Below are 25,175 nucleotides of genomic sequence, written 5' to 3' on the forward strand. Positions count from 1 at the left end.
TCAGCGGCGCTATTCTCGGCTGAATCCGGCATGGGCGAGATCTCCCCACGACTGGCTGAGCAGGCCCTCCGTATTTTCCCAGGTCGGGCCGTTCATTACAAAGGCTCATTGGCCGCCATGCATCGGGCCCCGCTTTGACATTCTCCCGCGATGCGGCTACGATGGCGCCGGTTTTGAAGGGCCGAGGGCTTCTGCCGGCGTGGGGCGTGCCGGACAGGGGCTTTTTCGTTATCGAGGGCACGAATCGTGTGGGAGCTGGTGTGGGTCGGGAGCGGCGGGTTCTTCGGGGCCATCAGCCGCTATGCGCTGGGGAACTGGATCGCCTCGAGGCTGGGGACGGCCTTCCCCTACGGGACGCTCCTCATCAACCTGACGGGCTGTCTGGCCCTCGGCTTCTTCGGGACGCTCGCGCTCCGGCGCGCCACCCTCATCCCGCCCGAAGCCCGGCTGCTCGTCGCCGTCGGCTTCCTGGGGGCCTACACCACCTTCTCGACCTTCGGCTTCGAGACCATCCGGCTGCTCGAGGAGAACAACCTCGCCCTGGCCTTCGCCTACGTCCTGGGCAGCGTCCTTGCCGGCTTGCTGACGACCTACCTCGGCGTCGTCGCGGCGCGCGCCCTCGGTTGAGACAGGAGGCACCCCATGCACCTCGAAGGCCCCGGCAAGCTCCTGAGCATCTACCTCGGCGAAACCGACAAGTGGCACCACCAGCCCCTCTACGTGGCCATCATCGAGCGGGCGCGCCGTGAAGGCCTCGCCGGCGCGACCGTCCTGAGAGGCGAGGCCGGCTTCGGCGCCCACAGCCGGATCCACACGGCCCACCTCCTGACGCTCTCCACCGATCTGCCCGTCGTGATCCAGATCGTCGACTCCGCCGAGCGCATCGCGCGCTTCCGGCCGATCCTCGACGAGATGGTGCAGGAGGGGCTGGTGACCCTGCAGGACGTCGAGGTCGTGACCTACCGGCACCGCGACGCCTGACCAAACGGGCCCGCAGCGCGCTCTACTCGCCGCCCCGGCGCCAGAAGGGCCGCCAGAACTGCCGGTCCCCCGTGATCGAGGTGGGCAGGTCCGCCGAGGCGCCCAGCTTGGTGACGCGGAGGTTGTCGGGGTCGAGCCAGACCCGGATCCACGAGGTGTTGTTGCCGGTGTTGGTCTCGATGAACTTGCGCTGCGGATCCAGGATGATCAGGAGGTAGTACTCGCCTGCGGGCAAGCCGGCCACGTCGAGGTCCTGCTCCGGGACCTCGGCGCCGTAGACGTCCGCCCAGCCCACCGAGATGCCCTGCAGGTTGGGCTGGCACTCGGCGTAGCGGCGCACCACTCCGCCGGTCCCGTAGGGGATCGTGTCGGTCATGCAGAAGCTGACCTTGTCGGCCTGGCGCACGAGCGCTCCGGTGGGGCTGCCGCGCCTCAGCTCGTAGTTGCAGACGTCGTCGAGGTGGGTGTGCTGGTGGCTGGGGTGATAGACGAACTCGCCGACCATCCGGGTCTGCACGATCTCTCCGGCGTCGTCCATGATCTCCTGGCTCGCGCTCGTCACCGCACCGCGGGGCACCGCCCTGATCTGGAAGTGGCCCGGCCCCGCGTTGCCGATGGTGTTGCTGAAGCGGAACTCGATCTTGCGCCCGTTGGGTTTGAGGTACTCGGAAGCCGCGGGCGTCGCGACGAGATCGGGGTAGCGGGCCGAGACCTCGGCGCTGATCTTGAGCAGGCCGCTCTTCGAGGAGAAGAGATCGCCTTGCTCGGCCTTGCTGCAGCCCCCGACCAGGAGTCCGACGCCCACGAGCGAAATCATGACCTTCGCGGTCCTCATCCATGCTCTCCTTCACGAAAGAAAATCGTCCAGGGAACCCTGCTGGCGACCATCTAAGCGCAGCGCGAGCGATCCCATGAAGGCTGGAAGTGCTGAAGGATCGAGGGGTGAGCAATCAAGTGACCCGCGGAGGCGCGATCGCAAATGACGTAGATCCTACGGATTCTTCCACGCCCCGCTTCGTCTAGAATTTTCCCGCGGGACTTCGTGCTTTTTGACTTTGTTTCGCACAATCAATCGATCATCATCAGATCGTTGAGAAAATGATAATTTTTCATCAAATCACGAAGCGCCGACCATCCCCCTGACGACAAGGGGATCCAGAGGGCCACTCGTCCCGGCCCGGTATCAGGAGCAGGTGGAATGTTGTACCCAGGCACCCAGACACTCGAGCCCGTCCAGGAACCCGACCAGCTCATCGCCGAGGCGAAGGCCCAGATCAAGGCTTGCCGATCCTTCAAGTCCGGCAAGATCAACAAGTACGCCCAGGTCGAGGGCGTCCGGGAGTACCCGAAGGGGCAGGCCCCCTTCGATCGCCAGGTCCACCACCACGACGACCGGGGCCGGGTGGTCTTCTTCGAGAAGTTCGTCCGCGAGTTCTCGAGGCCCTCGCTGCGGGTCTACCGCTACCGGGACGCGAGCCCGGAGATCGCGGACGCCATCTGGATCGATCGCTACGGCCGGATCGAGAACTACCACGTCTACCACTGCGACCCGGTCACGGGCCTGATGCTCTGGCGCGCGGAGTACGACATTCACGGCAACCTCTTCTACTCGATCCGCTCGGGGTACGACGCGCGATCGCAGCTGGTCGAGGAGTCGTGGTACGACCCGCAGAACCGGCTGCTCAAGCGCCACGGCTACACCTACGACGCCAAGGGGGAGCTTGCCTCCGAGCTGCACCACGACGCCCAGAACCGCCTGCGCGGCTTCAACGCCTTCTCCTACGACGCGCGGGGCAACCTGCTGGAGCGCCGGTGGCACGACGGCCAGGGGACCTGCCGCAGCCGCTTCGTCTACACCATCGACAAGCAGGACCGGGTGGCCTCGCTCAAGCTGATCGGCCCCAGCGAGAAGCTCCAGGTCAAGCAGGACTTCACCTACGACGCGCAGAACAACGTGATCAAAGAGGTCTGGACCGACGAAAAGGGCGCCGTCGTCAAGGAGCTGCGCTTCTAGGCAGGCCTGAACTCTCGTCAGAATCCGCACGAATCGACGAAAAGGAGCACGCGATATGGCCATCGACGGCGTCAACATCAACCCCCTGCAGAACCTCCCGCGCAACTCGGGCACCGGGCCGCTCACGGCCCCTGCCGAGGCACCAGCGACGGAAGCCCCCGGTGCTGCCCCCTCGGTGAGCGGCGACTCGAGCCAGTTCGGCACCGTCGGCGCCGGATCCCAGCTCGGCCAGGCGGGTACGGTGGAGGGCCGCTTCTCCGAGGCGGTCGATCCCTTCTTCACCCCCGCCTACCACGAGGCCAAGGACATCACGCCCATCGTGGCGCCCGGGATCGAGGTCACCGCCCCCACCGATCCCCCCGCCGGCCCCAGCGCCGCCACGCCCACCCCGACCCCGACCGAGGTGCAGGCCCCGCCTACCACCAGGCCGCCCGAGACCGTCTCGATGCCGCCCGCCCCGCCCGCCCCGCCGCCCGAGCAGGTCATCGAGGTCGCGGGCTCGGGCATGGGCGCCGACAAGTCGTTCAAGATGTACCCGAGCGAGCTGGCTGCCGTGTACGCCATCCTCAAGCAGGGCGGCGTCATGTCCCTCGAGGAGATGCAGAAGCAGCTGAGCGAGAGCTACGGCATCGACACCAAGATCGAGAACGGCACCCTCATCAACACCGAGAACGGCCACGCCCTGATCGCCGACACCAACGGCAACGGCGCCCTGGACATGGGCGACATGAACTTCGAGGCGGCCCTGTCGGCGGCGGGCATCGACCCCAGCAGCATTCCGGGGCCCGGCGAGCACAAGAAGGTGGACGCTCTGGCCTACTGGTCCAACTACTGGGGCAATCAGCTCGTCAAGGAGATGGAGGGCAGCTCGGGAGGCCCCAGCGACACCCCCGAGGACAAGGGCCCCGCCAAGGCCGGCGGCGCCAAGACCCCGGTCGGCGGCCTGACCAAGGTCGGCGGGATCGGGGACGCCCAGCGCGACCTGAAGCTGATCGAGGTCAAGGGCGGCGACGACCTGTTCAAGATGTACGGCGTCGAGCTCTTCGCCATGTACGCCACCCTCAAGCAGGAGGGCAAGCCCGTCTCCCTCGATGAGCTCAAGGACCTCCTGAAGAAGGAGGTGGGCATCGACTGCGACATCCAGCAGGTCAACGGCAAGGACACCCTGGTCAACAAGCTGACCGGCAACGCCCTGATCGCCGACACCGACGGCAGCGGCAAGATCGACCTCAAGGACCTCAACTTCGAGGACACCCTGCGCGGGGCGGGCTACCACCCCGAGGACGTCCCCGCCAAGGCCCCCGAAAGCACCGCGAAGTAGGACCCTACCATGCTGAAGCTACTGACCCAAGACGAAGTGAAGGCGCGCATCAAGCGCCTCGGTGAGCTCGTGGAGCGCGAGTACGCCCTCAAGGAGCGCCTGATCGGCCTCAAGCTGAGCGGCCCGCGCGACCACGTGCTCGAGGCCCGCAAGGAGCACGACGCCATCCTGGCCGAGATCGACCGGCTGCGCCTGGAGGAGCAGCTGCCCGTGATGGCCGAGCTCTCGGACTTCAACAAGGCCGCCGAGCTCTTCCTCGGCGTCAACGCCCACCTCAAGCGGAAGCTGCAATGAGCGATCCCGGCGCCCGGCACGAGGGGCGCGCCCCGCGCGTCCTGCTGATCTTCCCTCCCCAGTGGTCCCCCCAGAACCCGCACTACTCGCTGCGGACCCTGATGGGCCACCTGCGGGCCAACGGCGTCGAGGTCGCCGTGCGCGACCTCAACGTCGAGTACTACGACCAGATGCTCAGCCCGGAGACCCTCTCGATGGCGCTCTCCCGGCTGCGGCTGGACTACGAGTACCTGGGCACCCGCAGCACCCTGCGCATGCTGGGAGGGGACGACTGCATCGACGCGCGGCTCGACGCCCTGCGCGCCAAGGCCATCCGGGACTACGTGGACGAGAAGGGGCCGCTGCTGGAGCAGCTGCCCCGGGTCATCCTGGACGCCAAGGAGACCCTCAAGGACCCCCGGCGCTTCTACAACCCCGACATGCTGATCGAGGCCTTCCAGACCATCGACCAGGCCCTCGAGCTGATCTCCATGCCGTACTACCCGGCGCACCTGAGCTTCAACTACTTCGAGCAGCCGGACATCCGGCTGAACCTCGAGAGTCTGACGGCGATCGCCTCCGATGCCAAGCGCAACCTCTTCTACAACTTCTTCGAGCGCCAGCTTGAAGACCTGCTCTCGATCGAGGCCGACTACGTGGGCATCTCGATCAGCTCCTTCTCGCAGGTGGTGCCCGGGCTGACGCTCGCGCGCCTGCTCAAGCAGGCCGCCCCCGAGGGATGCCACATCGGGATCGGCGGCAACTTCTTCTCCCGGCTCAAGGACGTGCTCCTGGAGAAGCCCGCGTTCTTCGAGACCTTCGCCCACAGCCTGGCGCTCGGCGAGGGCGAGGACCAGCTGGTCCAGCTCTCCGAGATCCTGGCCGAGGGCAAGGACCTGGCCCTTGCTCCCAACCTCCTGTACCTGAGCGAGGACGGCACGGTCAAGGAGACCAAGAAGCAGGCCGTCCCCCGCATGGACAAGACCGGCATCCAGGACCTCGCCGGCCTGCCCCTCGACAAGTACCTGACCCCGGAGCTGGTGCTGACCATCCAGGCGAGCAAGGGATGCTACTGGGGCCAGTGCACCTTCTGCGACACCGACTTCGGCATCCAGGTGGACACCAAGACCCTGGACAGGCTGGTCGCCGAGATCCGTCACCTGCGCGACACGTACGGGGTGCGGCACTTCCAGTTCGTCGACGAGGCCATCCGGCCGGTCTACATGCGCCGCATGGCCCAGCGCTTCATCGACGAAGAGCTCGACATCGAGTGGTTCTGCAACGGGCGACTGGAGAAGGCCATCACGCCCGATCTGCTTCAGCTCTTGCACCGCTCGGGGCTGAGGATGGTGCTGTGGGGCTTCGAGTCGGGCTCGGCGCGGATCCTGGATCTGATCAAGAAGGGGATCGACCCGGAGAAGCGGTTCGACATCCTGAAGGCCTCGACCGAGGCGGGGGTCTGGAACTTCGCCTACATCTTCTTCGGCTTCCCCACCGAGACCCTGGAGGAGGCACGCAGCACCATCGACGCCATCACCTCCAACACCGACATCATCCACTCTTACGGCCGCTCGGTGTTCACCCTCGGCAAGCAGAGCCCGCTGTACCTGGACGCCGAGGAGCTCGGCATCGTGGACATCGTGGAGGACAGCGAGGAGCTGTCCACCAACCTTCATTACCGCATGAGCAAGGGCATGACCCCCGCCGAGCTGAAGGGTGTCCTCAAGGAGTGCACCCAGCGCAGCGGCGAGGCCTACCAGTACGCGCTGTGGTTCTTCCTGCGCTACCGGGAGAACATCCACCTCTACCTGTCCCGCTTCGGGCTGGACCACGTCCGCAACTACAAGCTGACGCGCTTCGCCATCCCGACGACCTGCGAGGAAGTGTTCTAGCGCGCTACTTGTGGAACACCGTGGGCAGCTCCACCGCCGGGACGTGGAACTGGCCGGCCGCCACCCCCGCGATGTGCTTGCAGGGGGTGTTCGGCGATCGCTCCATGCGATCCACCCTCTCCTTGTAGGTCCGCAGGTTGTCGCGGAAGGCGACCAGCTCCGCGATGCGCCGGTCGAGCTCGACAAGGCGCGCGTCGAGCAGGTGGCTCACGTGGTCGCACGGCGCCTCGCCCGCGCCCCATGCCATCACGATGTCCTTGATGTCGTGCAGGGAGAGGCCCAGCGCCTTGGCCCCCAGGATGAAGCGCATGCGCTCCGCGTCGGACTCGACGTAGAGGCGATAGCCCGACTCCGAGCGCTGCGGCTCGGATAGCAACCCCAGCGACTCGTAGTAGCGGATGGTCTTGGGGTTCACCCCGACCCGCTTGGCCAGCTCCCCGATGAACAAGCCCCCTTCCATGCTTTTCCCTCCTCGGCCCCGGTCGCATAATGGACGGCGCGCTCCCCCTTGACCTTCCAGTCAACTGGAAAGAGTACCTTGGAGTCGTTGCCCCCGCAAGCCGCCGTGAAAGGAATCCGCCATGCGGAACGTCGAGACCACCCCCACCCTGCCGCAGCCGGGCGCGCACCTTTCGCTCCAGGTCGAGGGGATGACCTGCGCCTCTTGCGTCGCGCGCGTCGAGAGGGCCCTCAACAAGCTGCATGGCGTGCAGGAGGCCTCGGTCAACTTCGCCACCGAAGAGGCCCGGGTGGTCTTCGACCCGCAGCAAGTGGCGCCCGAGGCCCTGGTCAAGGCGATCGAGGACGCCGGCTACCACGCGACGCTGCCCCAAGCCGCCGAGATCGAGCAAGCGGATTTCGGCATCCGGGGCATGACGTGCGCCTCGTGCGCCGGTCGGGTCGAGCGGGCCCTGCGCAAGGTCCCCGGCGTACAGGAGGCCACGGTCAACCTCGCGGACGAGCACGCCAGCGTCACCTTCGCGCCCGGCAGCGTGAGCCCCGCCCAGCTCGAGGCAGCGGTAAAAGACGCCGGGTACGAGGCCCTCCACATCCCGAGCGCCGCTCCTGCCGAGGCCCTCACCCACCACGAAGAGGCGAAGGCCGCCGACTTGCTGAGGCTCCGCAACCGCCTGCTGGTCGCAGGCGCCCTGACCCTGCCGGTCTTCCTGGTCTCGATGGTGCCGGCGCTGCAGTTCCCGGGCTTCCAGTACCTGCTCCTGGCCCTCACCGCCCCGGTCCAGTTCTGGGCGGGCGGGCCGTTCATGCGCAGCGCCTACCAGGCCGTGAAGCACGGCTCGGCCAACATGGACGTGCTGGTGAGCCTGGGGACGCTCGCCGCCTTCGGCTTCAGCCTCTACCAGACCTTCTTCGTGGCGGGCCACGGCCACTACTACTACGAGACGGCGGCGGTCATCATCACCCTGATCCTCCTGGGCAAGTACCTGGAGGCCCGCGCCAAGGGCACCGCCTCGGCGGCCATCAAGCGCCTGATGGGCATGACGCCCAAGACCGCTCGCCTCGTCAAAGACGGCGTCGAATCCGACATCCCGGTCGAGCGGATCCAGGTGGGCGACCAGCTCCTGGTGCGCCCCGGCGAGCGGGTGCCGACCGACGGCGTGATCGCGCGCGGCCACTCCAGCCTGGACGAGTCCATGCTGACGGGCGAGAGCCTGCCGGTGCAGAAGGGCGAGGGCGACGCCGTCATCGGGGCGACCCTCAACAAGACCGGCGCCTTCGTCATGACCGCCCGCCAGGTCGGGGCCGACACGGCCCTCTCGCAGATCATCCGGCTGGTGCAGGAGGCCCAGGGCGGCAAGGCCCCCATCCAGCGCCTGGTGGACAAGGTGTCGGCCGTCTTCGTGCCCATCGTGGTGGGAATCGCCCTCTTCACCTTCCTCGGCTGGTTCTTCTGGGGGGCGCCCGGCGACTGGGCGGCCGCCCTCACCGCCTCGGTCGCGGTGCTCGTCATCGCCTGCCCCTGCGCCATGGGCCTCGCCACCCCCATGGCCATCATGGTGGGGACCGGCAAGGGTGCCGAGCACGGCCTGCTGATCAAGGGCGGCGAGGTCCTGGAGCGCGCCCGGGACCTCACGACCGTCGTCTTCGACAAGACCGGGACCCTCACGGTGGGCAAGCCGGCGCTCACCGACGTGCTCCTTGCTCCCGGCCAGGAAGCGCCGGCGCTGGTGCGCCTCGCCGCGAGCGCCGAGCGCGGCTCGGAGCACCCGCTGGGCGAGGCGATCGTCCGCGGCGCCCAGGACAGGGGGATCCTTCTCGCCGAGGTGAGCGGCTTCGAGGCGATCGCGGGCGGCGGCATCCAGGCCGTGATCGAGGGGAAGAGCGTCCTGATCGGGACCAAGCGCCTGCTCGAAGCGCGCGGCATCGACGTCGGGAGCCTCGCGAGCGAGGCCGAGCGCCTCGAGGGCGAGGCCAAGACCGCCGTGTACGTCGCGATCGAAGGCAAGCTCGCGGGGGTCCTCGCGGTGGCCGACGCCCTCAAGCCCCATGCCCGCGAGGCCGTCGAGGGGTTGAAGCGGCAGGGGCTTTCGGTCGTCATGATCACGGGCGACAACCGGCGCACGGCCGAGGCGATCGCTCGCGGCGCCGGCATCGAGCGGGTGCTCGCCGAGGTGCTGCCCCAGGACAAGGCCAAGGAGGTCAAGCGGCTCCAGGGCGAGGGCCAGACGGTCGGCATGGTCGGCGACGGCATCAACGACGCGCCGGCGCTCGCCCAGGCGGACGTGGGCATCGCCCTCGGCACCGGCACCGACGTGGCCATGGAGGCCTCGGACCTGACGCTGGTCTCGGGGGACGTGCGCGGGGTGGCCTCGGCCATCGGGCTCAGCCGCGCGACCCTCGCCAACATCCGGCAGAACCTCTTCTGGGCCTTCTTCTACAACGTGATCGGGATCCCGGTGGCGGCCCTCGGCTTCCTGAACCCCATGCTCGCCGCCGGCGCCATGGGCTTCAGCTCGCTCTTCGTGGTCGGCAACGCCCTGCGGCTGCGGCGCTTCGGGAGATAAGGGCTACCTCGCCCTCTCCGGGGGGAAGGCCCACTTGCTCACCTCGACGGCCACCGCCGTGGCGGCGGCGGCCACCAGGACCCCCACCCAGTCGTCCGGCGCCAGCGGGGTCATCTGGAGCAGCCCCCGCAGGGGGGCCCACCCGAGCGCGGTCAGTTGCAGGGCGATCGCGAGCCCGACGAACGACAGGATCGGCCAGCTCAGGCCCCGGACCCAGCCCACGAAAGGCATGGGCGAGCGATCGGCGAAGGTGTGGAGCATCAGGGAGGTCGCGAGGGTGGCGAAGATCAGGGTGCGGCCGTGGGAAGGCCCGTCGTGCGTCCAGCCCCACGCCCCCATCGCGAGGGTGGCCGCCGCGATGACCACCCCGTGCCACAGGATGGATCCGAGCCGCTCCGGGGGGAGCAGCATGGCCTTGCGAGGAAGAGGGGGGCGATCCATCACCCCGGGGCTCGCAGGCTCCATGGCCAGGCCCAGGGCCGGGAAGGTGTGGGTCAGGATGTTCAGGTACAGGATCTGCAAGGGCAAGAGCGGCAGCGGGTAGCCCGCGGCGGTCGTCAGCAGGACGGTCAGCATGGTGGTGATCGAGCAGGTCAGGAGGAAGTCGACGGCCTTCTGGATGTTCAGGAAGGCGCCGCGCCCCTCCCTGATGCCGGCCAGGAGGGTCTCGAGCCGCTCGTCCACGAGGATGGCGGTCGCGGCGTCCCGCGCCACGTCGGTGCCCTGGCCCATGGCGACTCCGACCGCGGCCGCCCGCAGGGCCGGGGCGTCGTTGACGCCGTCGCCGGTCATGACCACCTGTTCTCCTGCGGCCTGGAGGGCCTGGACCAGGGCGTACTTGCCCTCGGGCGTCGCGCGGGCGTAGACCGTGACGCCGGGGTCGGGCGCCTGCGATCCGACCACCACCCGGGGCTCCTGGCCGGCGGCCATGTCCAGCTTGCGGGCGATCGCAAGGGCCGTTGCCGGCTGGTCGCCCGTGATCATCACCGTGCGGACCCCCGCCCGGTGGGCCATGGCCAGGGCCCCGGCGACCCCGGATCGGGGCGGGTCGGCCATCCCGACCAGGCCAAGCCACTCCCAGCCCTCCTCGAGCCCCTGCGCGCGCCAGTCGCCTGTTCGTCGGCCGGTGGCGACCCCGAAGACCCTCAGGGCCCGATCGGCCAGCTCCCGGTTCGCCCGCAGCCACTTCTCGCGCTCCGCCTCATCGAGCGCCCGGCTCCCCTCCTCGGTCCGGACGGTGAGGCAGCGCGCGAGCACCTGCTCGGGGGCCCCCTTCACGACGATCGCGACCCCGTCCGCGTCAGGATAAGCCACGAGCATCCACGGATGGTCCCGGCCGGCGGGGATCGTCGCCAGGCGGCCCAGCTGCGCGCGGTCGTCCGAAAGCCCGGCCTTCGCAGCCGCCACCAGGAGGGCCCCCTCGCTGGGGTCCCCGTGAATGTGCCAGCCGGTGTCGTGGGCCTCGAGGGTCGCGTCGTTGCAGCGCTGGGCCGCTCGCAGTACCTCCTGAAGGCGGGACACGAGGCGCTCGCTCGGCGGCCGACCGTCCTCCGCGAAGGTCCCCGAAGGGGTCCAGCCCTCGCCGGTGACCCGGATGACGTGGCCATCGAGGCGCACCTCCTGGACGGTCATGGCGTTTGCCGTCAGGGTCCCGGTCTTGTCGAGGCAGAGCGAGGTGACGCTGCCGAGGGCCTCGAGGGCCCCGATCTGGCGAAGGCGCAGGCCCTGCCTGGCCAGGCGGTCGGCACCCGCGGCCAGCGCCAGGGTCGCCACCGTCGGCAGGCCCTCGGGGATGGCCGCGATCGCGAGGACCACGGCGGTCTCGAGCAGGGGCCAGAACGGCTGCTTTTGCCAGAGGCCGAGCGTGACGATCACGGCGGCCACCGCCGCCACCGTCCAGACCAGATAGCGCCCCAGCACGTCGAGGCGCTCGGTGAGGGGGATGGTGGGCCGCGCGGTCTCGCTCAGCAGGCGCCCGATCTTGCCGACCTCCGAGCGAGGGCCGGTGGCCGTGACCAGGAGGGTGCCGCTGCCGATCGTGACCATGGTCCCGGCGAAGGCCTCGTTGCGGCGCTCGGAGAGGGACAGGGTCTCGGCCGGGAGGGGAGGCGCCTGCTTGGCGACCGCCGCAGACTCCCCGGTCAAGAGCGACTCGTCGGCCGAGAAGGAGCCCGCCAGGATGCGGCCGTCGGCGGGGATGCGATCGCCCGCCTCGATGAGGACCACGTCGCCCGGCACCAGCTGCTCGCTGTCGATCTCGAGGACGTTGCCTGCGCGGCGCACCCGCGCCCTCGGGGCGGTGAGGGCCTGGATCGAGGCGATGTCGCGCTCGGCCTGGTAATCCATGACGAAGCCGACCACCGCGTTGAGGACCAAAGCGGCGAGGATCGCCAGCGCGTCCGCCGCCTCGCCCAGCAGCCACGAGATCACCGCCGCCGCCGAAAGCAGCAGGACGATGAAGTTCGTGACCTGGCGCAGGGCGAGAGTCAGGAGCGACGGCGGCTCCACGCGCGGCAGGGCGTTGGGGCCGAAGCGCCCCAGCCGCTCGGCGACCTGGGCCGCGTCCAGGCCGCGATCCGGCTGGACGTCCAGGCGGTGGGCCGCCGCCTCGGGGGTCAGGACATGCCAGGGGGGGGCAGGAGAATCCATGCCGTCCTCCTATTTCGAACCACCGAACCGGGGCCATTATCCCACACGGACAATGGCCCCCTGCCGGCTAGTCCTGACGGCGGGCGAGCACCCCGAGGGCGCCGAGCACCCCCAGTCCGCTGACGCTGAGCGGCGCGAGGGGAGGGAGGTGCTCCTCTTCCTCGCCCTTCTCGCCGTTCTCGCCGTTCTCGCCCCTCTTCTCCTCGTCCTCCTCCTCGGCGTGCGCGGCCGTCTGGCCGTCGACCCAGCGCGCCAGGCGCGTCACCGCGGCGTGCTCCTCCTCGTCCTCGTGGTGGAAGAGGTGGAAGTAGGTCCCCACCACGCCGGTGAAGGCGACCGCCACAAGGCCGGCCGCAAGGGCCGTGCGCGCCTTGCCCTGGGCCTTGATCCCCACCAGGGCCAGGACCGCCCCCACGCCGGTTCCGGCGATGGCGATCAGCTGCTTGCCCTCGTCGTGGTGCATCATCAACAGCTCGATCATCACCATCGCGAACCCGGCGGCGACGCCGCCGATCACCAGCTCGCGCAGGTGAGTCCCCAGCCACTTCGACAACTTCTCGGTCATGGTTCCATCTCCTCTTAATGACGTCGCGACCCCAGCGTAGCGCGCGAGCGTGAAAAAACTGGGAAGATGGAACCGAGGCACCGCCGCGTCCGTCCATGGGATGACCGGCCCGCATCGAAAAGGAGCGCCCGCATGCGATTGGCAACCCCCATCCTGATGAGCGGCATGCTCGTGACCACCGCCCTGGCGGGCTGCTCGGGCCTGAGCGACTTCATCACCGAGCGGCAGGCGATCACCAAGGCCGAGTTCTCGTTCGAGCGCGTCGAGCTGCAGCACATGGACGTCCCCGTCGTCACCCCGAACGCCAAGGCCGATCTGCGGGTGATCCTCAAGGTCAAGAACCCCAACGCCGTGACCGCGCGCCTGGACCGGCTCGACTACGAGGTGTACATGGAGGGTCACCAGGTCGGCGCGGGCGCCATGACCGAGGACTTCTCGGTGGAGGCCGGCGGCTCCAAGGAGCTGCCCTTGCCGGTGGCCGTGCCCTACGCGGGCCTGCCCGAGCCGACCCTCCAGGCCATCCTGGCGCGCCGGGCGCAGTTCCGGATCAAGGGGATCTCTCACGTCTCGACGCCCCTCGGGCGCCTCGACTACCCCTTCGAGGTCGAGCACACCGCCACGTTCTAGGCTTCAGCCCTCGTCGATGACGCGCGCGAGGGCCTCGAAGCCCTCGATGACCCTCACGCGATCCGCGGCGTTCAGGCGATCCAGGCGCTCGGCCAGGGCCCCGTGAATCTCGGCGAGCATCGCCTGCAGCATGGCTCTCCCCTCGGGGGTGATCGCCACCTGGACGGAGCGCCGGTCCTCGGGATCCGTCCGCCTGCGCACCAGGCCGCGCTTCTCGAGCTGGTCGGCCATGGCGGTGCAGGCGCTGTTGGAGAGGGCCATCGCCGCCGCGACGTCGCTCATGCGACACTCGCCGCCCATGTTCAGCAGGCGCAGGACGCCGAGCTGCGAGGGGGTGAGCGCGCGCGCCTTGGTGGCCTCCGCCCGGCACTGCCCCAGAAAGCGGAGGACCTTGCTCAGCGGCACTTCCAGCACTTCCGCCTGGTGTTGAGTCATCGACATGCCGAGGCCTTCCCTTTCATCCACGCGATCGCCCCCTCATCTTAAGAGAAGCCCTGCACCGTGGCCAGGGACCCGAGGTGAAGCGCCAGGCAAGTTTTCGCGCCCCTGCGGGTATGGTTCCTAGTAACCGAGGAAGCATCCTCCAGGGAGCGATCGCATGAACATCTCCTTTCGCAACATCAAGAACCTGGTCCCGAACGCCCTCTCGAACGACAAGGCCCCGGCCCTCGAGACGGGCGAGACGCGCGTCGCCAAGGAGCGCGAGTACAAGGCCAAGCTCGACAAGGTGCGAGTCGCCGCCGAGACGCCCGATCTGCTCGTGGGGCCCGGCATCCCCCTGGGTGTCCTGGACAAGTCGTCCCGGCTGAGCGAGTACCGCGCGCGCTACGACCGGCCCATCGAGGCGGGGGTGCGCTTCGATGGAACCGCGGACCCCAAGGTGGAGAACGTCGAGCGCCCCGGAGGCACGGCAGACGCAAGCGCCCGGTGGGATCCCCTCGAGTTCGCCCCGCGCTTCATCTTCCAGCCCGGCGAGGACTCGCTGCCCGTCTCCCCCTCCTTCGACGGCGACGCCAACCTCGAGAACGACGCCCCAGGCAAGCTGGGCGGCAAGGACGGCGCCTACAAGGACGGCGTGATCGGCAACAAGCAGGCGCTCAGCGGCGGCTTCGCCGTCACCAAGAAGGGCGAGTACACGATCCTCTCCTACAGCTTCTACTACCCGACCAACAAGGCCGGTGATTACCACAACAAGGACTGGAGTCACGCCCAGGTCTACCTGAAGCCGGACAAGAACGGCGAGCTCAAGCCCGAGTACCTCTACACCTCGTGGCATCACGGCGGGGTGCTCACCAGGTGGGACGACCTCAAGAAGGACGAGCAGGGCAAGCCCATCGTCCAGGTCTGCCTCGGCAGCCATGCCGCATCGCCGCTCGGCAAGAACGAGTCGATCCCGACCAAGGGCCTCCAGATCCGCGGTGACGGCCAGGCGGAGTTCAACGGCAAGACCGTCCCGCACACCCTCACCTGGGACGCCTTCCAGAGCAACGTGACGAACGCCAGGCACCTGGAAGAGGGGAGCATCCCCTTCAAGGCGCGGGCGATCATCATGCAGCGCGGCGCGGTGGCCTTCGACCCGATCATGCCCGAGGCCTTCCTCAAGGAGGGCGGCTTCGGCAAGGCCGTCGCGGAGAAGGCCGAGCCCTACGTGGACAAGGCCCTGGACAAGGTGAAGGACGTCGGCAGGGACCTCATGGGCTTCTTCGTCGGCCTCTTCAACTGAGCCGGGCGGCTGGAGCCGACGAACCTCTGAGCGCTTTGCGCTAGAATGGGGGCATGGACCCTCTTCTCTTCACGCTGGCCGTGCTCGCGGCCTCGCTCATCGCCGGCCTGCTCGGCGCCCTGCTCGGGATCGGCGGCGGCATGATCCTCGTGCCCTTCCTGGCCATCGTCATGCACGTCGACATCCGCCTGGCCATCGGCGCGAGCCTCGTCTCGGTCATCGCGACCTCGAGCGGGGCCGCGATCGCCTACCTCAAGGACCGGATCACCAACGTCCGGATCGGCATGTTCCTCGAGGTCGGCACCACCACGGGCGCCCTGGTCGGCGCGACGATCGCGGGCTTCGCCCCCGCCTCGGTCCTGGCCCTGGTCTTCGGCCTGGTGCTCACCTACTCGGCCTACCAGATGCTCCAGGCGCGGCACCAGGAAACGCCCCCCCTCGTCTCCAGCCCCGCAGCCGAGCGCCTCAAGCTCGCGAGCTCCTACTACGACCCCGCGCTCGAGCGGCACGTCGAATACGGGGTGAGCGGCGTCTGGCCGAGCCTCGGCGTCATGGGGATCGCAGGCGCCCTCTCGGGGCTGCTGGGGATCGGCAGCGGGGTCTTCAAGGTGCTCGCCATGGACCTGTTCATGAAGCTGCCCCTCAAGGTGTCGAGCACCACCTCCAACTTCATGATCGGCGTGACGGGGGCCGCCTCGGCCGGCGTCTACTTCTTCCGGGGCGACATCAACCCGTACCTGGCAGCTCCCGTGGCGCTCGGCGTGCTCACGGGCTCCATGCTGGGCGCCAAGCTCCTGGTGCGGATGAAGAGCGAGCGCCTGCGCCAGATCTTCGTGGTCGTGGTGGTGTTCGCCGCCCTCCAGATGATGTGGCGCGGCCTCTCGGGGCTGTTTGGAGGGTGGCATGGCTAGGCCCGGCGAGCACCCCATGGAGCATGCGCTCGCGAGGCTGCTCGCGTTCGGCGTCTACCTGAGCGCCGCGATCATCTTCGCGGGGCTCGGCTGGTCCTGGGCCATGCGCCTGGCGGGCCACCCCCGCCCCGAGGTGGACCTGAGCCGGGTGAACCCCGCGGCGGTGCCGCACACCCTGCCGCAGCTGATCCACGGCATTCAGGCCGGCGACCCCATCGCCCTGATGGGCCTCGGCATCCTGCTTCTGATCCTCACCCCCACGCTGAGGGTCGTGACCTCGCTGGTGCTGTTCATCAAGCAGCGGGACTGGCTCTACACGCTCATCTGCACCTTCGTGCTCGCCATGCTCCTCATCGGGATGGCGCTGGGTGCCCACGAGTAAACCGTGCCAGGCGTGAAGCGGCCGCCTCGAGCAGCCCCTCCGCCTTCGCCATCGCCGCCTCGAGCGAGATGGGGCCCGCCACCAGCGGCAAGGCGGCTCCTCCCGCCTTCGCCAGCAGCGCCTCGCCCTCGGGGGTGAGGACGCCCGCGATCGCGAAGAGCGGGATCCCCCGCGCCCGGCAGCGCTCGGCGAGGCGACCCACCACCTTGCCCTCGAAGGACTGCGCATCCAGGCTCCCCTCGCCCGTGATCACGAGGCTCGCCCCTTCGAGGGCTTCATCCAGGCCGACCGCCTCGGCGATGAGGTCGAAGCCCGGGCGCACGGAGGCCCTCGCGATCGCAACCAGCGTCGCCGGCACGCCGCCTGCTGATCCCGTGCCCGGCCGCTCGTGAACCCGCACGCCGAACTGGCGTTCAAGCACCTCGGCCACCCGCGCAAGCGCCGCTTCCAGCACTCGAACCTGCTCGACGGACGCTCCCTTCTGGGGCGCGTAGACCGGGGCCGCCCCGCGCGGACCCAGGAGCGGGTTGGAGACATCCACCGCAAGCTCGATCCGCGCCGCGCCCAGCACCGGATGCGCCGCGCTCGCGTCGATGGCCGCGAGGCGCGAGAGGGCGCCACCGCCCGGCGGCAGCTCGACACCGCCAGCGTCGAGGAAGCGCACGCCCAGGGCCTGCAGCAGGCCGACCCCGGCATCCACCGTGGCGCTGCCCCCGAGCGCGAGGATGAGACGAGCGAAGGGCGCCTCGTCCCATGCCGCCGCGATGAGCTTTCCCACCCCCCGCGTGGTGGTGAGCAAGGGGTTCCGGAGCTCGACGGGCACCTGCACCAGGCCCGCTGCCGCCGAGAGCTCGACCACCACCGTCTTGCCGTCCGCCAGTCGAGCGTAGGGGGCGCGCAGGGGGCGGCCCAGGGCGTCGGTGACACGGGCCCAGCCGACGCTCCCCCCGGTCGCCGCCACCAGGGTCTCGACGACCCCCTCGCCGCCGTCCGAGAGGGGAAGCTCGTGGATCTCGTCCTGCGGGCGGACGCTACGCCAGCCCCGCGCCATGGCGCCCGCGGCCTCGCGCGCCGAGAGGCTGCCCTTGAAGGTGTCGGGGGCCACGAGCACGACGTCGGGCATGGGGTCCTCCCTGCGAGTTGCGGGCGATGCGGCCTTATTGTATGCAAAGCGGGCGTCTGTTACCATCGCGATCGCAGTCCTTGAACGGAGGCCCCCATGCCCATGCGCTTCCTCACCGCCGGAGAATCCCACGGCCCCATCCAGCTCGCCGTGGTCGAGGGCTACCCCGCGGGCGTGCCGCTCACCCCGGAGCCCATCGACCGCGAGCTGGGGCGCCGCCAGGGCGGCTACGGCCGGGGCCAGCGCATGAAGATCGAGCAGGACCGCGTCACCTTCCTCTCGGGGGTCCGAAACGGCCTGACCACCGGCGCCCCTATCACCATGCAGGTGCCCAACCGGGACCACGCCAACTGGAAGCTCGCCATGGACGCCTCCCCGGTCGATCCTTCCGACGCGGCGCGACTCGAGGCGATCGCGGCCAAGCGCATCACCAAGGTCCGCCCCGGCCACGCCGACTACCCCGGCGCCCGCAAGTACCGCCTCGACGACGTGCGCGACGTGCTCGAGCGCTCGAGCGCCCGGGAGACGACCGCCCGGGTCATGGTCGGAGCCCTCGCGGGAGTGCTCCTCGGTGAGTTCGGCATCCGGGTCGCCTCGCACGTGGTCGAGATCGGCACCGTCGCGGCCGACCGGGAGCGCCTCGACCCCGACTCCCTCGACGCCCTGATCGAGGCGACGGAGACCTCGCCGGTGCGCTGCGCGGATCCCGAGGCGAGCGCGCGAATGGTCGAGCTGATCGACCGGACCCGCTCGGCGGGCGACACCCTGGGCGGCGTGATCGAGGTGGTCGCCACCGGCCTGCCCGTGGGGCTCGGCAGCTACGCCCATTGGGATCGCCGGCTCGACGGCCTCCTGGCCCAGGCCCTCATGAGCATCCCCGCGGTCAAGGGGGTGGAGGTGGGCCTCGGGTTCGAGGCCGCCAGGCGCCCCGGCTCGCAGGTCCACGACCCCTTCTACCCCGGCTTCGAGCGAAAGACCAACCGCGCCGGCGGCCTGGAGGGCGGGGTCACCAGCGCTCAGCCGCTCGTCCTGCGCCTGGCCATGAAGCCCATCCCGACCCTCATCCACCCCTTGCCGAGCGTCCACCTGGACACCGGCGAGGCCGTCGAGGCCCACTTCGAGCGCTCGGACGTCTGCGCGGTCCCCGCCGCCGGCGTCGTCGCCGAGGCCATGGTCCGCTGGACGCTCGCCTGCGCCCTGCTCGACAAGCTCGGCGGGGACTCCCTGTCCGAGACCCGGGACCACTTCCGCACCCTCTTCCAAGAGACCAACCGCCGATGACCAAGATCCTCGTCCTCCACGGCCCCAACCTCAACATGCTCGGCGCGCGCGAGCCCGCCATCTACGGCACCACCACCCTCGCCCAGATCGACCGCGGCCTCGAGGCGCTCGCCGCCGAGCTGGGCGTGAGCATCACCTGCCGCCAGTCCAACCACGAGGGCTTCCTCATCGACTGGATCCAGGCCGCCCCGCACGAGGGCTACTCGGGCATCGTCATCAACCCGGGAGGCCTGACCCACACCAGCGTCAGCCTGCGCGACGCGCTCGCCGGAGCCGGCCTGCCCGTGGTCGAGGTCCACATGTCCAACACCCATGCCCGCGAGGAGTTCCGGCGCCATTCCTTCGTCTCGGGGATCGCCAAGGGCGTGATCACGGGCTTCGGCGCCGAGAGCTACCGGCTGGGCCTGCGCGCCATGCACCGCCTGCTCGAACCCTGATTCCGGCGCTCGCGCTTGCCCGCTTAAGAGCATCTTCGGCCAAACGGACGTTCCTGGAGCCCTGGCCCGGGGGCTATCCTGAAGCCACAGAGAGGTGGCCCTTCAGGAGGGCCGCATGGCGACACGCCCCACGACGCCCCCCCAGTCGCGCCGCCTGTCGGCGCTGCGCCGGCTCTTCGACGCGCAGGACCTGGATGCGCTGCTCGTCACCCATCTCCCCAACATCCGCTACCTGACGGGCTTCACCGGTACCGCCGCGCAGCTCGTCGTCACCCGCCATGCATGCCTGCTCGTGGTGGACTTCCGGTACTATCGGCAGGCCGCACGCGAGGCGCCGGGCTGCACCCCCGTCCAGTCCCACGGGGCGGGCTTCGAGGACGCCACCGTCGAGGCGATCCTGCTCTCGGGGGCCCGGCGCGTGGGCTTCGAGAGCGGTCACCTCACCTTCTGGGACCACGGCAGGCTCGAGGTCCGGCTGGGCAAGGCCGCGCGGCTCGTCCCCGCCGGCGGCCAGGTCGAGGCTCTGCGCCTCGTCAAGGACGCCCACGAGATCGAGGCCCTGCGCACCGCGAGCCGCCTGACCCGCGAGGCCCTCGAGACGGTCCTCGCCGAGCTGCGCCCCGACGACACCGAGGCCTCGATCGCAGCCCGGCTCGAGGCCCGGTTCCGCGAGACGAGCCTCGAGGGGGCCGCCTTCGACACCCTGGTCGCGAGCGGGGCGCGCTCGGCCCTGATCCACGCCCGCGTCAGCCCGCGCGCCGTGGGCAAGGGCGAGATGCTGCTCATCGACTGCGGGGCGTCCTACCATGGCTACAAGGCGGACATGAGTCGCACCGTCATGCCGGGGGGCAAGAGCAGGCGCTTCGAAGCGATCGAGGGCGCCGTGCGCGAGGCCCTCGAGAAGGTGATCGCGGCGATCCGCCCCGGGGCGGTGCTCGGCGAGCTGGATGCGATCGCCCGATCCGCGCTCGCCGAGCACGGGCTGGGCGAGGCCTTCGTCCACGGCCTGGGCCACGGGATCGGCCTCGAGGTCCACGAAGAGCCGTGGCTCGTCCCCGGCGAGCAGGGAGTTCTTGCCGCGGGAATGGCGATCGCCGTGGAGCCCGGCGTCTACCTGGAAGGGTGGGGAGGTGTCCGGCTCGAGGAGACGATCCTCGTCACCCCGAAAGGCTGCGAGGTCCTGACCCGAGGGCCCCGAGCGAGCGGGGTTACGGGTGTGCTATCATTGGACTGAATTTCGTCCTTGCCCCCAGCATCGACGCCGTCTCCCCCCGCGTCATACGCATCACGAGGAATCCCCAAGTATGATCTCGTCGAACGACCTGCGCCCCGGCACGACCATCGAGATGGACGGTGTCGCCTACACCGTCGTGGATTTCCAGCACGTCAAGCCCGGCAAGGGCGCAGCCTTCGTGCGTACCAAGCTCAAGAACATCAAGACCGGCAACACCAACGAAGTCACCTTCCGCGCCGGCGAGAAGATCGCCAAGGCGAACATGGAGAAGAAGGAATACCAGTACATGTACGTGACTGGTGACGACTTCAACTTCATGGACAACGAGACCTACGACCAGGTCGAGCTCAGCCGCGACAAGCTCGGCGACTCCGCCAAGTGGCTCAAGGAAGGCATGCAGGTCGAGATCCTGTACTTCCAGGGCGCGATCATGGGCGTGAGCATCCCCAACTTCGTCGAGCTCGAGATCATCGACACCCCCCCCGGCGTCAAGGGCGACACCGCCTCGGGCGGCGGCAAGCCCGCGACCCTCGAGGGCGGCGCCGTCGTTCAGGTGCCCTTCTTCGTCAACCAGGGCGACAAGATCCGCGTCGACACCCGCACCGGCGAGTACCTCGACCGAGTTTAACGCTTTCGCTCCGCTCGTCGTCGGCGGTGGCCAGGCCCGTGTCCGGGCAAGACGGCTTCGTCTTCGGCCACCGCCCATCCACTACCAAGGAGGCCCCCCGTTGGAACTCGGCATCTCCGACATCCGCTCCCTCATCGAACTCGTTGATTCCTCGTCCATCGGGGAGCTCACCCTCGAGAGCGGCAGCGTTCGCTTGCAGCTCAAGAAGGCCGTCGCCCCGCAGCCCGCGGTGATCGCAGCCCCCGTCCAGGTGGCCCAGGCTCCCGTGGCGGCTCCGGTCGTGGCCGCGGCCCCCGCGCCCGCCCCGGCCCCTGCCGCTCTTGCGGCCCCGGTCGAAGCGGCCCCCTCGGTCGCGCGCCACGTGGTCAAGTCGCCCATGGTCGGGACCTTCTACAGCGCGCCCTCGCCCGACGCCAAGCCCTACGCCTCGGTCGGCGATCGCGTCGAGGCCGGCCAGGTGATGTGCATCATCGAGGCCATGAAGCTGATGAACGAGATCGAGACCGAGGTCGCGGGCACCGTCTCCAAGGTCCTGGTCAAGAACGGCGAGCCCGTCGAGTTCGGGCAGCCCCTGTTCGAGATCGAGTAGCCCCGTGTTTCGCAAGATCCTGATCGCCAACCGCGGCGAGATCGCCCTGCGCGTCCTGCGCGCCTGCGAGGAGCTCGGCATCAAGACGGTCGTCGTCTACAGCGAGGCCGACCGCGACAGCCTGCCGGTCAAGCTCGCGGACGAGGCCTACTGCATCGGCCCGGCCCAGTCGCCCCAGAGCTACCTCAACATCCCGAACATCATCTCGGCGGCCGTCGTCTCGGGCGCCGAGGCCATCCACCCGGGCTACGGCTTCCTGGCCGAGAACGCGCGCTTCGCCCAGATCTGCCAGGACCACGGCATCAAGTTCATCGGGCCCAGCGCCGACGTCATCGAGGGAATGGGCGACAAGATCAACGCCAAGGACCTCATGAAGCGCGCCGGGGTGCCCACGGTGCCCGGCACCGACGGCCCCATCGAGGACATGGCCGAGGCCACGCGCCTGGCCGAGGAGATGGGCTTCCCCGTCATCATCAAGGCGGCCGCGGGCGGCGGCGGGCGCGGCATGCGCATCGTCCAGCACCCCGGCCAGTTCCAGGAGCAGGCGGATCTCGCGCAGCAGGAGGCGGTCGCTTCCTTCGGCAACGGCGCGGTCTACCTCGAGAAGTACCTGGAAGAGCCCCGCCACATCGAGTTCCAGGTGATCATGGACCAGCGCGGCAACGCCATCCACCTGGGCGAGCGCGACTGCTCGGTCCAGCGCCGTCACCAGAAGCTGCTCGAGGAGGCCCCCTCGCCGTCGCTCACCCCCGAGCTGCGCGAGAGGATGGGCAAGGACGCCATCAAGGCCGTGACCGCGCTCGCCTACGAGGGCGTGGGCACCGTCGAGTTCCTGCTCGACAAGCACGGCAACTACTACTTCATGGAGATCAACACCCGCATCCAGGTGGAGCACCCGGTCACCGAGCTGATCTCGCGGGTGGATCTCGTCCAGGAGCAGATCCGCATCGCCGCGGGCGCCCCCCTCTCGCTCAAGCAGGAGGACGTGCGCCTGATGGGTCACGCCATCGAGTGCCGCATCAACGCGGAGGACCCGGACAAGGGCTTCCGCCCGAGCCCCGGCACGATCACGGCCTACCTGACGCCGGGCGGCCCCGGCGTGCGCGTCGACTCCCACGTCTACCCCGGCTACACCATCCCGCCGTACTACGACTCGATGGTCGCCAAGCTCGTCGTCTGGGCCGAGGACAGGCCCAAGGCGATCGCGCGCATGCAGCGCGCGCTCGGCGAGTACGCCATCACCGGGGTCAAGACCACCATCCCGCTCCACCAGAAGATCCTGGATAACGCATTCTTCCGCAAGGGGGAGGTCTACACCAACTTCCTGCCCCGGCGGATCCTCGGAGGTTAGTTTTGAATACCCGTCGTGTCGCCAGAGAACTGGCGCTGCTCACCCTCTCGCAGGTCAAGCCGACCGACGCCAAGCCGGCACTGGCCGACCTGATGGGCCGCGCGGCCGCCATGCTCGCGAGCGAGGCCCGCGAGCACCTCAACTCCGCCTGCGCGACGCTCGCGCGGGTGCGCGACGAGCTCAGCCGCCTCAACAGCGAGGAGTTCGGCCCCGAGCTGGTCCACGAGATGACGCGCGGCGCCATCGTCGGCGGCCGCGGCGACGAGCTGGACGCGGGCGCCATCGAGAAGACGGCCCTCATGTTCTGGCGCCGCGCCAAGGAGCAGGAGGCCATGCCCGAGCTGACCCAGGGTCTGCTCGAGACCTCCATCCCCGAGGCGATCGCGGGCATCGAGCAGGTGCAGGAAGCCGCCGATCTGCTCGCGTGGGCGCTCGAGTGGCCCGCCATGGCCGCCATGGCCGACGCCACCTCGGTTCGCTCGTTCGCGCTCAAGCTGATCGAGCAGTATCATGCCCACAAGGACGAGATCGACGGCGATCTCGGCACGGCGGCGGCCAACTGGAAGGTCGAGCGCATGGCGAGCCTGGACCGCGACGTGATGCGCATCGCGCTGGGCGAGCTGAAGTACGCCCCCGAGGTGCCCGTCGAGGTCGCCATCAACGAGGCCGTCGAGCTCGCCAAGAAGTACGGCACCGAGGAGTCCGGCAAGTTCGTCAACGGCGTCCTCAGCGCCTTCGCCAAGGACGCGGCCAAGCTCCGCGCCTAAGCAGATATCCCCAGTAGATATTCCCCGCCCCCCGGTGGGGCGGGGCTAGGGGTGGGGGGATATAATCGTTCCGAGTCCCACCGAGGAGACCCCCCATGTGGTTCAAGCGCAAGCCCGAACAGCCCCCCGTCACCCCAGAGCCTCTCGAGGCCCCGCCCGCGGCGCCTGAGCAGGTCGTCACGGAGCCCGAGCAGGCCCCCGAGGCCGAGCAAAAAGGCATCTGGGCCAAGACCTGGGACTTCCTTAACAAGCCCATCTTCGTGGCCGAGACCGAGGCCATGTCCCAGGCGCTCGAGAAGACCAAGAGCGGCTTCATCGCGCGCATCAAGAAGCTGGGTAACCGCTGGACCCGGATCGACGAGGACATGCTCGAGGAGCTCGAGGAGATCCTGCTCGAGAGCGACGTGGGATTGGCTGTGGCGGAAGGGGCGATCGCGCACGTCCGCGCCAAGCACAAGGTGGGCGAGGTCAGCCCCGAGAACCTCAGCGACGTGCTGGAGGCCTACCTGCGCGAGCAGCTGGGCGAGAGCGCGCCCTTGCCCTACCACCCGGGCACCCTGAACATCATCATGCTGGTGGGCGTCAACGGGGTCGGCAAGACGACGACCCTCGGCAAGCTCGCGCGCCGCTACCAGATCGAGGGCCGCAAGGTCCTGATCGCCGCCGCCGACACCTTCCGCGCGGCCGCCATCGAGCAGATCGCCATCTGGGCCGAGCGCTCGGGGGTGGACCTGATCCGGCACAAGGAAGGCGGGGACGCCGCGGCGGTGGTCTTCGACGCCATCCGCGCGGCCAAGGCCCGCGGGGTGGACACCCTTCTCATCGACACGGCGGGCCGCCTGCACAACAAGTCCAACCTCATGGCCGAGCTGGAGAAGATCCGCCGGATCATCGAGCGCGAGGCCCCCGAGGCCCCGGTCGAGGCCCTGCTGGTGCTCGACGCGACCACCGGCCAGAACGGCCTGCGCCAGGCCGAGGTCTTCCAGGAGGCGACGAAGCTCACGGGCGTCATCCTGACCAAGCTGGACGGCACGGCCAAGGGCGGGGTGGTCTTCGGCATCAAGCGCCAGCTGGGCCTGCCCGTGCGCCTGGTGGGCCTCGGCGAGAAGGTCGAGGACCTCAAGGACTTCGATGCGGGCGTCTACGTGGACGCGCTCTTCAGCGAAGAGGCCAAGCCCGAGGCGTAAGCCTTATTTCCGGTGCCTATAGGTGATGCGCCCGCGGCTGAGGTCGTAGGGGCTCAGCTCCACCTTGACCTTGTCCCCCATCAGGATCTTGATGAAGTGCTTGCGCATCTTGCCCGAGATGTGGGCGAGCACGGTGTGCCCGTTCTCGAGCTGCACGCGGAACATGGTGTTGGGCAGCGCCTCCAGCACGACGCCCTCCATCTCCAGGGTATCTTCC

The 25,175-nt window shown here is 69.1% G+C and carries 26 protein-coding genes; 19 read left to right on the plus strand and 7 right to left on the minus strand.

Translation table 11 applies throughout. The features are described 5' to 3' along the window. Window positions 1-246: 246 nt before the first annotated feature. Window positions 247-627 carry a fluoride efflux transporter CrcB gene (gene crcB / locus V6D00_12305; protein HEY9899957.1) on the plus strand — a complete coding sequence of 127 codons (381 nt, stop codon included), beginning with the start codon at window positions 247-249 and terminating at the stop codon, window positions 625-627. 15 nt (window positions 628-642) lie between these two features. Continuing rightward, a complete protein-coding gene (locus V6D00_12310) occupies window positions 643-981 on the plus strand; it encodes a DUF190 domain-containing protein (protein HEY9899958.1) in 339 nt (112 codons plus the stop codon). A 22-nt stretch (window positions 982-1,003) separates the two neighbouring features. Here V6D00_12310 and V6D00_12315 read toward each other — a convergent pair whose 3' ends face one another. Next, a complete protein-coding gene (locus tag V6D00_12315; GenBank protein HEY9899959.1) occupies window positions 1,004-1,816 on the minus strand; it encodes a lysyl oxidase family protein in 813 nt (270 codons plus the stop codon). 363 nt (window positions 1,817-2,179) lie between these two features. On the opposite strand from V6D00_12315, the gene V6D00_12320 reads away from it, so the two are divergent. From V6D00_12320 to V6D00_12335, 4 genes are read left to right on the plus strand one after another with little or no spacing between them, the layout of a single operon-like run. Beyond that, window positions 2,180-2,995, plus strand: a complete 816-nt coding sequence (locus tag V6D00_12320; protein HEY9899960.1) for a hypothetical protein — start codon at window positions 2,180-2,182, stop codon at window positions 2,993-2,995. A gap of 55 nt (window positions 2,996-3,050) precedes the next feature. Next, window positions 3,051-4,316 carry a hypothetical protein gene (locus V6D00_12325; GenBank protein ID HEY9899961.1) on the plus strand — a complete coding sequence of 422 codons (1,266 nt, stop codon included), beginning with the start codon at window positions 3,051-3,053 and terminating at the stop codon, window positions 4,314-4,316. Between the two features lie 9 nt (window positions 4,317-4,325). After that, entirely contained in the window at window positions 4,326-4,610 is a 285-nt protein-coding gene (locus V6D00_12330) for a hypothetical protein (GenBank protein HEY9899962.1), read from the plus strand. Beyond that, window positions 4,607-6,481: a radical SAM protein gene (locus tag V6D00_12335; GenBank protein ID HEY9899963.1), complete on the plus strand. Its 1,875-nt coding sequence runs from the start codon at window positions 4,607-4,609 to the stop codon at window positions 6,479-6,481. The genes V6D00_12330 and V6D00_12335 overlap by 4 nt, the downstream gene beginning before the upstream one ends. A 4-nt stretch (window positions 6,482-6,485) precedes the next feature. Here the strand turns inward: V6D00_12335 and V6D00_12340 are convergent, their stop codons facing one another. Next, the gene (locus tag V6D00_12340; protein ID HEY9899964.1) at window positions 6,486-6,941 is read right to left on the minus strand and encodes a heavy metal-responsive transcriptional regulator; all 456 of its coding nucleotides are present in this window, start codon (window positions 6,939-6,941) and stop codon (window positions 6,486-6,488) included. Between the two features lie 121 nt (window positions 6,942-7,062). On the opposite strand from V6D00_12340, the gene V6D00_12345 reads away from it, so the two are divergent. Next, complete coding sequence (locus V6D00_12345) at window positions 7,063-9,504, plus strand: heavy metal translocating P-type ATPase (protein ID HEY9899965.1); 2,442 nt, start codon at window positions 7,063-7,065, stop codon at window positions 9,502-9,504. 3 nt (window positions 9,505-9,507) lie between these two features. On the opposite strand, the gene V6D00_12350 is transcribed toward V6D00_12345, so the two are convergent. Together V6D00_12350 and V6D00_12355 are read right to left on the minus strand one after the other, a co-directional pair. Beyond that, window positions 9,508-12,153: a cation-transporting P-type ATPase gene (locus V6D00_12350; GenBank protein HEY9899966.1), complete on the minus strand. Its 2,646-nt coding sequence runs from the start codon at window positions 12,151-12,153 to the stop codon at window positions 9,508-9,510. Between the two features lie 67 nt (window positions 12,154-12,220). Further along, window positions 12,221-12,718 (minus strand): hypothetical protein, encoded by a 498-nt coding sequence (locus V6D00_12355; GenBank protein ID HEY9899967.1) that lies wholly within the window; start codon window positions 12,716-12,718, stop codon window positions 12,221-12,223. Window positions 12,719-12,850: 132 nt separating this feature from the next. Between V6D00_12355 and V6D00_12360 the strand changes: the two genes are divergently transcribed. After that, on the plus strand, window positions 12,851-13,345 hold the full coding sequence (locus tag V6D00_12360; protein HEY9899968.1) for an LEA type 2 family protein: 495 nt from the start codon (window positions 12,851-12,853) through the stop codon (window positions 13,343-13,345). A 3-nt stretch (window positions 13,346-13,348) separates the two neighbouring features. Here V6D00_12360 and V6D00_12365 read toward each other — a convergent pair whose 3' ends face one another. Further along, window positions 13,349-13,786 (minus strand): MarR family transcriptional regulator, encoded by a 438-nt coding sequence (locus tag V6D00_12365; protein HEY9899969.1) that lies wholly within the window; start codon window positions 13,784-13,786, stop codon window positions 13,349-13,351. A 157-nt stretch (window positions 13,787-13,943) separates the two neighbouring features. On the opposite strand from V6D00_12365, the gene V6D00_12370 reads away from it, so the two are divergent. The 3 genes from V6D00_12370 to V6D00_12380 are packed head-to-tail and all read left to right on the plus strand — an operon-like array spanning window position 13,944 to window position 16,361. Further along, entirely contained in the window at window positions 13,944-15,068 is a 1,125-nt protein-coding gene (locus V6D00_12370; protein ID HEY9899970.1) for a hypothetical protein, read from the plus strand. A 53-nt stretch (window positions 15,069-15,121) separates the two neighbouring features. Then, window positions 15,122-15,979 (plus strand): sulfite exporter TauE/SafE family protein, encoded by an 858-nt coding sequence (locus tag V6D00_12375; GenBank protein ID HEY9899971.1) that lies wholly within the window; start codon window positions 15,122-15,124, stop codon window positions 15,977-15,979. Further along, window positions 15,972-16,361 carry a DUF1634 domain-containing protein gene (locus V6D00_12380; GenBank protein ID HEY9899972.1) on the plus strand — a complete coding sequence of 130 codons (390 nt, stop codon included), beginning with the start codon at window positions 15,972-15,974 and terminating at the stop codon, window positions 16,359-16,361. The genes V6D00_12375 and V6D00_12380 overlap by 8 nt, the downstream gene beginning before the upstream one ends. Here V6D00_12380 and V6D00_12385 read toward each other — a convergent pair. After that, complete coding sequence (locus tag V6D00_12385) at window positions 16,330-17,484, minus strand: glycerate kinase (protein ID HEY9899973.1); 1,155 nt, start codon at window positions 17,482-17,484, stop codon at window positions 16,330-16,332. The two genes, V6D00_12380 and V6D00_12385, sit on opposite strands and share 32 nt — an antisense overlap. 96 nt (window positions 17,485-17,580) lie before the next feature. Here V6D00_12385 and aroC point away from each other — a divergent pair, with 96 nt between their 5' ends. The 8 genes from aroC (at window position 17,581) to ftsY (ending at window position 24,958) form a co-directional block, all read left to right on the plus strand. After that, on the plus strand, window positions 17,581-18,765 hold the full coding sequence (aroC, locus tag V6D00_12390; GenBank protein ID HEY9899974.1) for a chorismate synthase: 1,185 nt from the start codon (window positions 17,581-17,583) through the stop codon (window positions 18,763-18,765). Next, window positions 18,762-19,202: a type II 3-dehydroquinate dehydratase gene (gene aroQ, locus V6D00_12395; protein HEY9899975.1), complete on the plus strand. Its 441-nt coding sequence runs from the start codon at window positions 18,762-18,764 to the stop codon at window positions 19,200-19,202. Before aroC ends, aroQ begins: the two co-directional genes overlap by 4 nt. Window positions 19,203-19,317: 115 nt before the next feature. Further along, a complete protein-coding gene (locus V6D00_12400) occupies window positions 19,318-20,436 on the plus strand; it encodes a Xaa-Pro peptidase family protein (GenBank protein HEY9899976.1) in 1,119 nt (372 codons plus the stop codon). 70 nt (window positions 20,437-20,506) lie between these two features. Further along, window positions 20,507-21,064, plus strand: a complete 558-nt coding sequence (efp, locus tag V6D00_12405; GenBank protein ID HEY9899977.1) for an elongation factor P — start codon at window positions 20,507-20,509, stop codon at window positions 21,062-21,064. Between the two features lie 100 nt (window positions 21,065-21,164). Further along, window positions 21,165-21,653, plus strand: a complete 489-nt coding sequence (accB, locus tag V6D00_12410) for an acetyl-CoA carboxylase biotin carboxyl carrier protein (GenBank protein ID HEY9899978.1) — start codon at window positions 21,165-21,167, stop codon at window positions 21,651-21,653. Window positions 21,654-21,657: 4 nt separating this feature from the next. Beyond that, entirely contained in the window at window positions 21,658-23,004 is a 1,347-nt protein-coding gene (gene accC / locus V6D00_12415) for an acetyl-CoA carboxylase biotin carboxylase subunit (protein HEY9899979.1), read from the plus strand. 2 nt (window positions 23,005-23,006) lie between these two features. After that, complete coding sequence (gene nusB, locus V6D00_12420; GenBank protein HEY9899980.1) at window positions 23,007-23,771, plus strand: transcription antitermination factor NusB; 765 nt, start codon at window positions 23,007-23,009, stop codon at window positions 23,769-23,771. Between the two features lie 95 nt (window positions 23,772-23,866). Further along, on the plus strand, window positions 23,867-24,958 hold the full coding sequence (gene ftsY / locus V6D00_12425) for a signal recognition particle-docking protein FtsY (protein HEY9899981.1): 1,092 nt from the start codon (window positions 23,867-23,869) through the stop codon (window positions 24,956-24,958). A gap of 3 nt (window positions 24,959-24,961) precedes the next feature. On the opposite strand, the gene infA is transcribed toward ftsY, so the two are convergent. Continuing rightward, a partial coding sequence (gene infA, locus V6D00_12430; GenBank protein ID HEY9899982.1) for a translation initiation factor IF-1 occupies window positions 24,962-25,175 on the minus strand: 214 nt, incomplete at its 5' end.

Source organism: Pantanalinema sp., assembly GCA_036704125.1.
Taxonomy (GTDB): Bacteria; Cyanobacteriota; Sericytochromatia; order S15B-MN24; family UBA4093; genus JAGIBK01.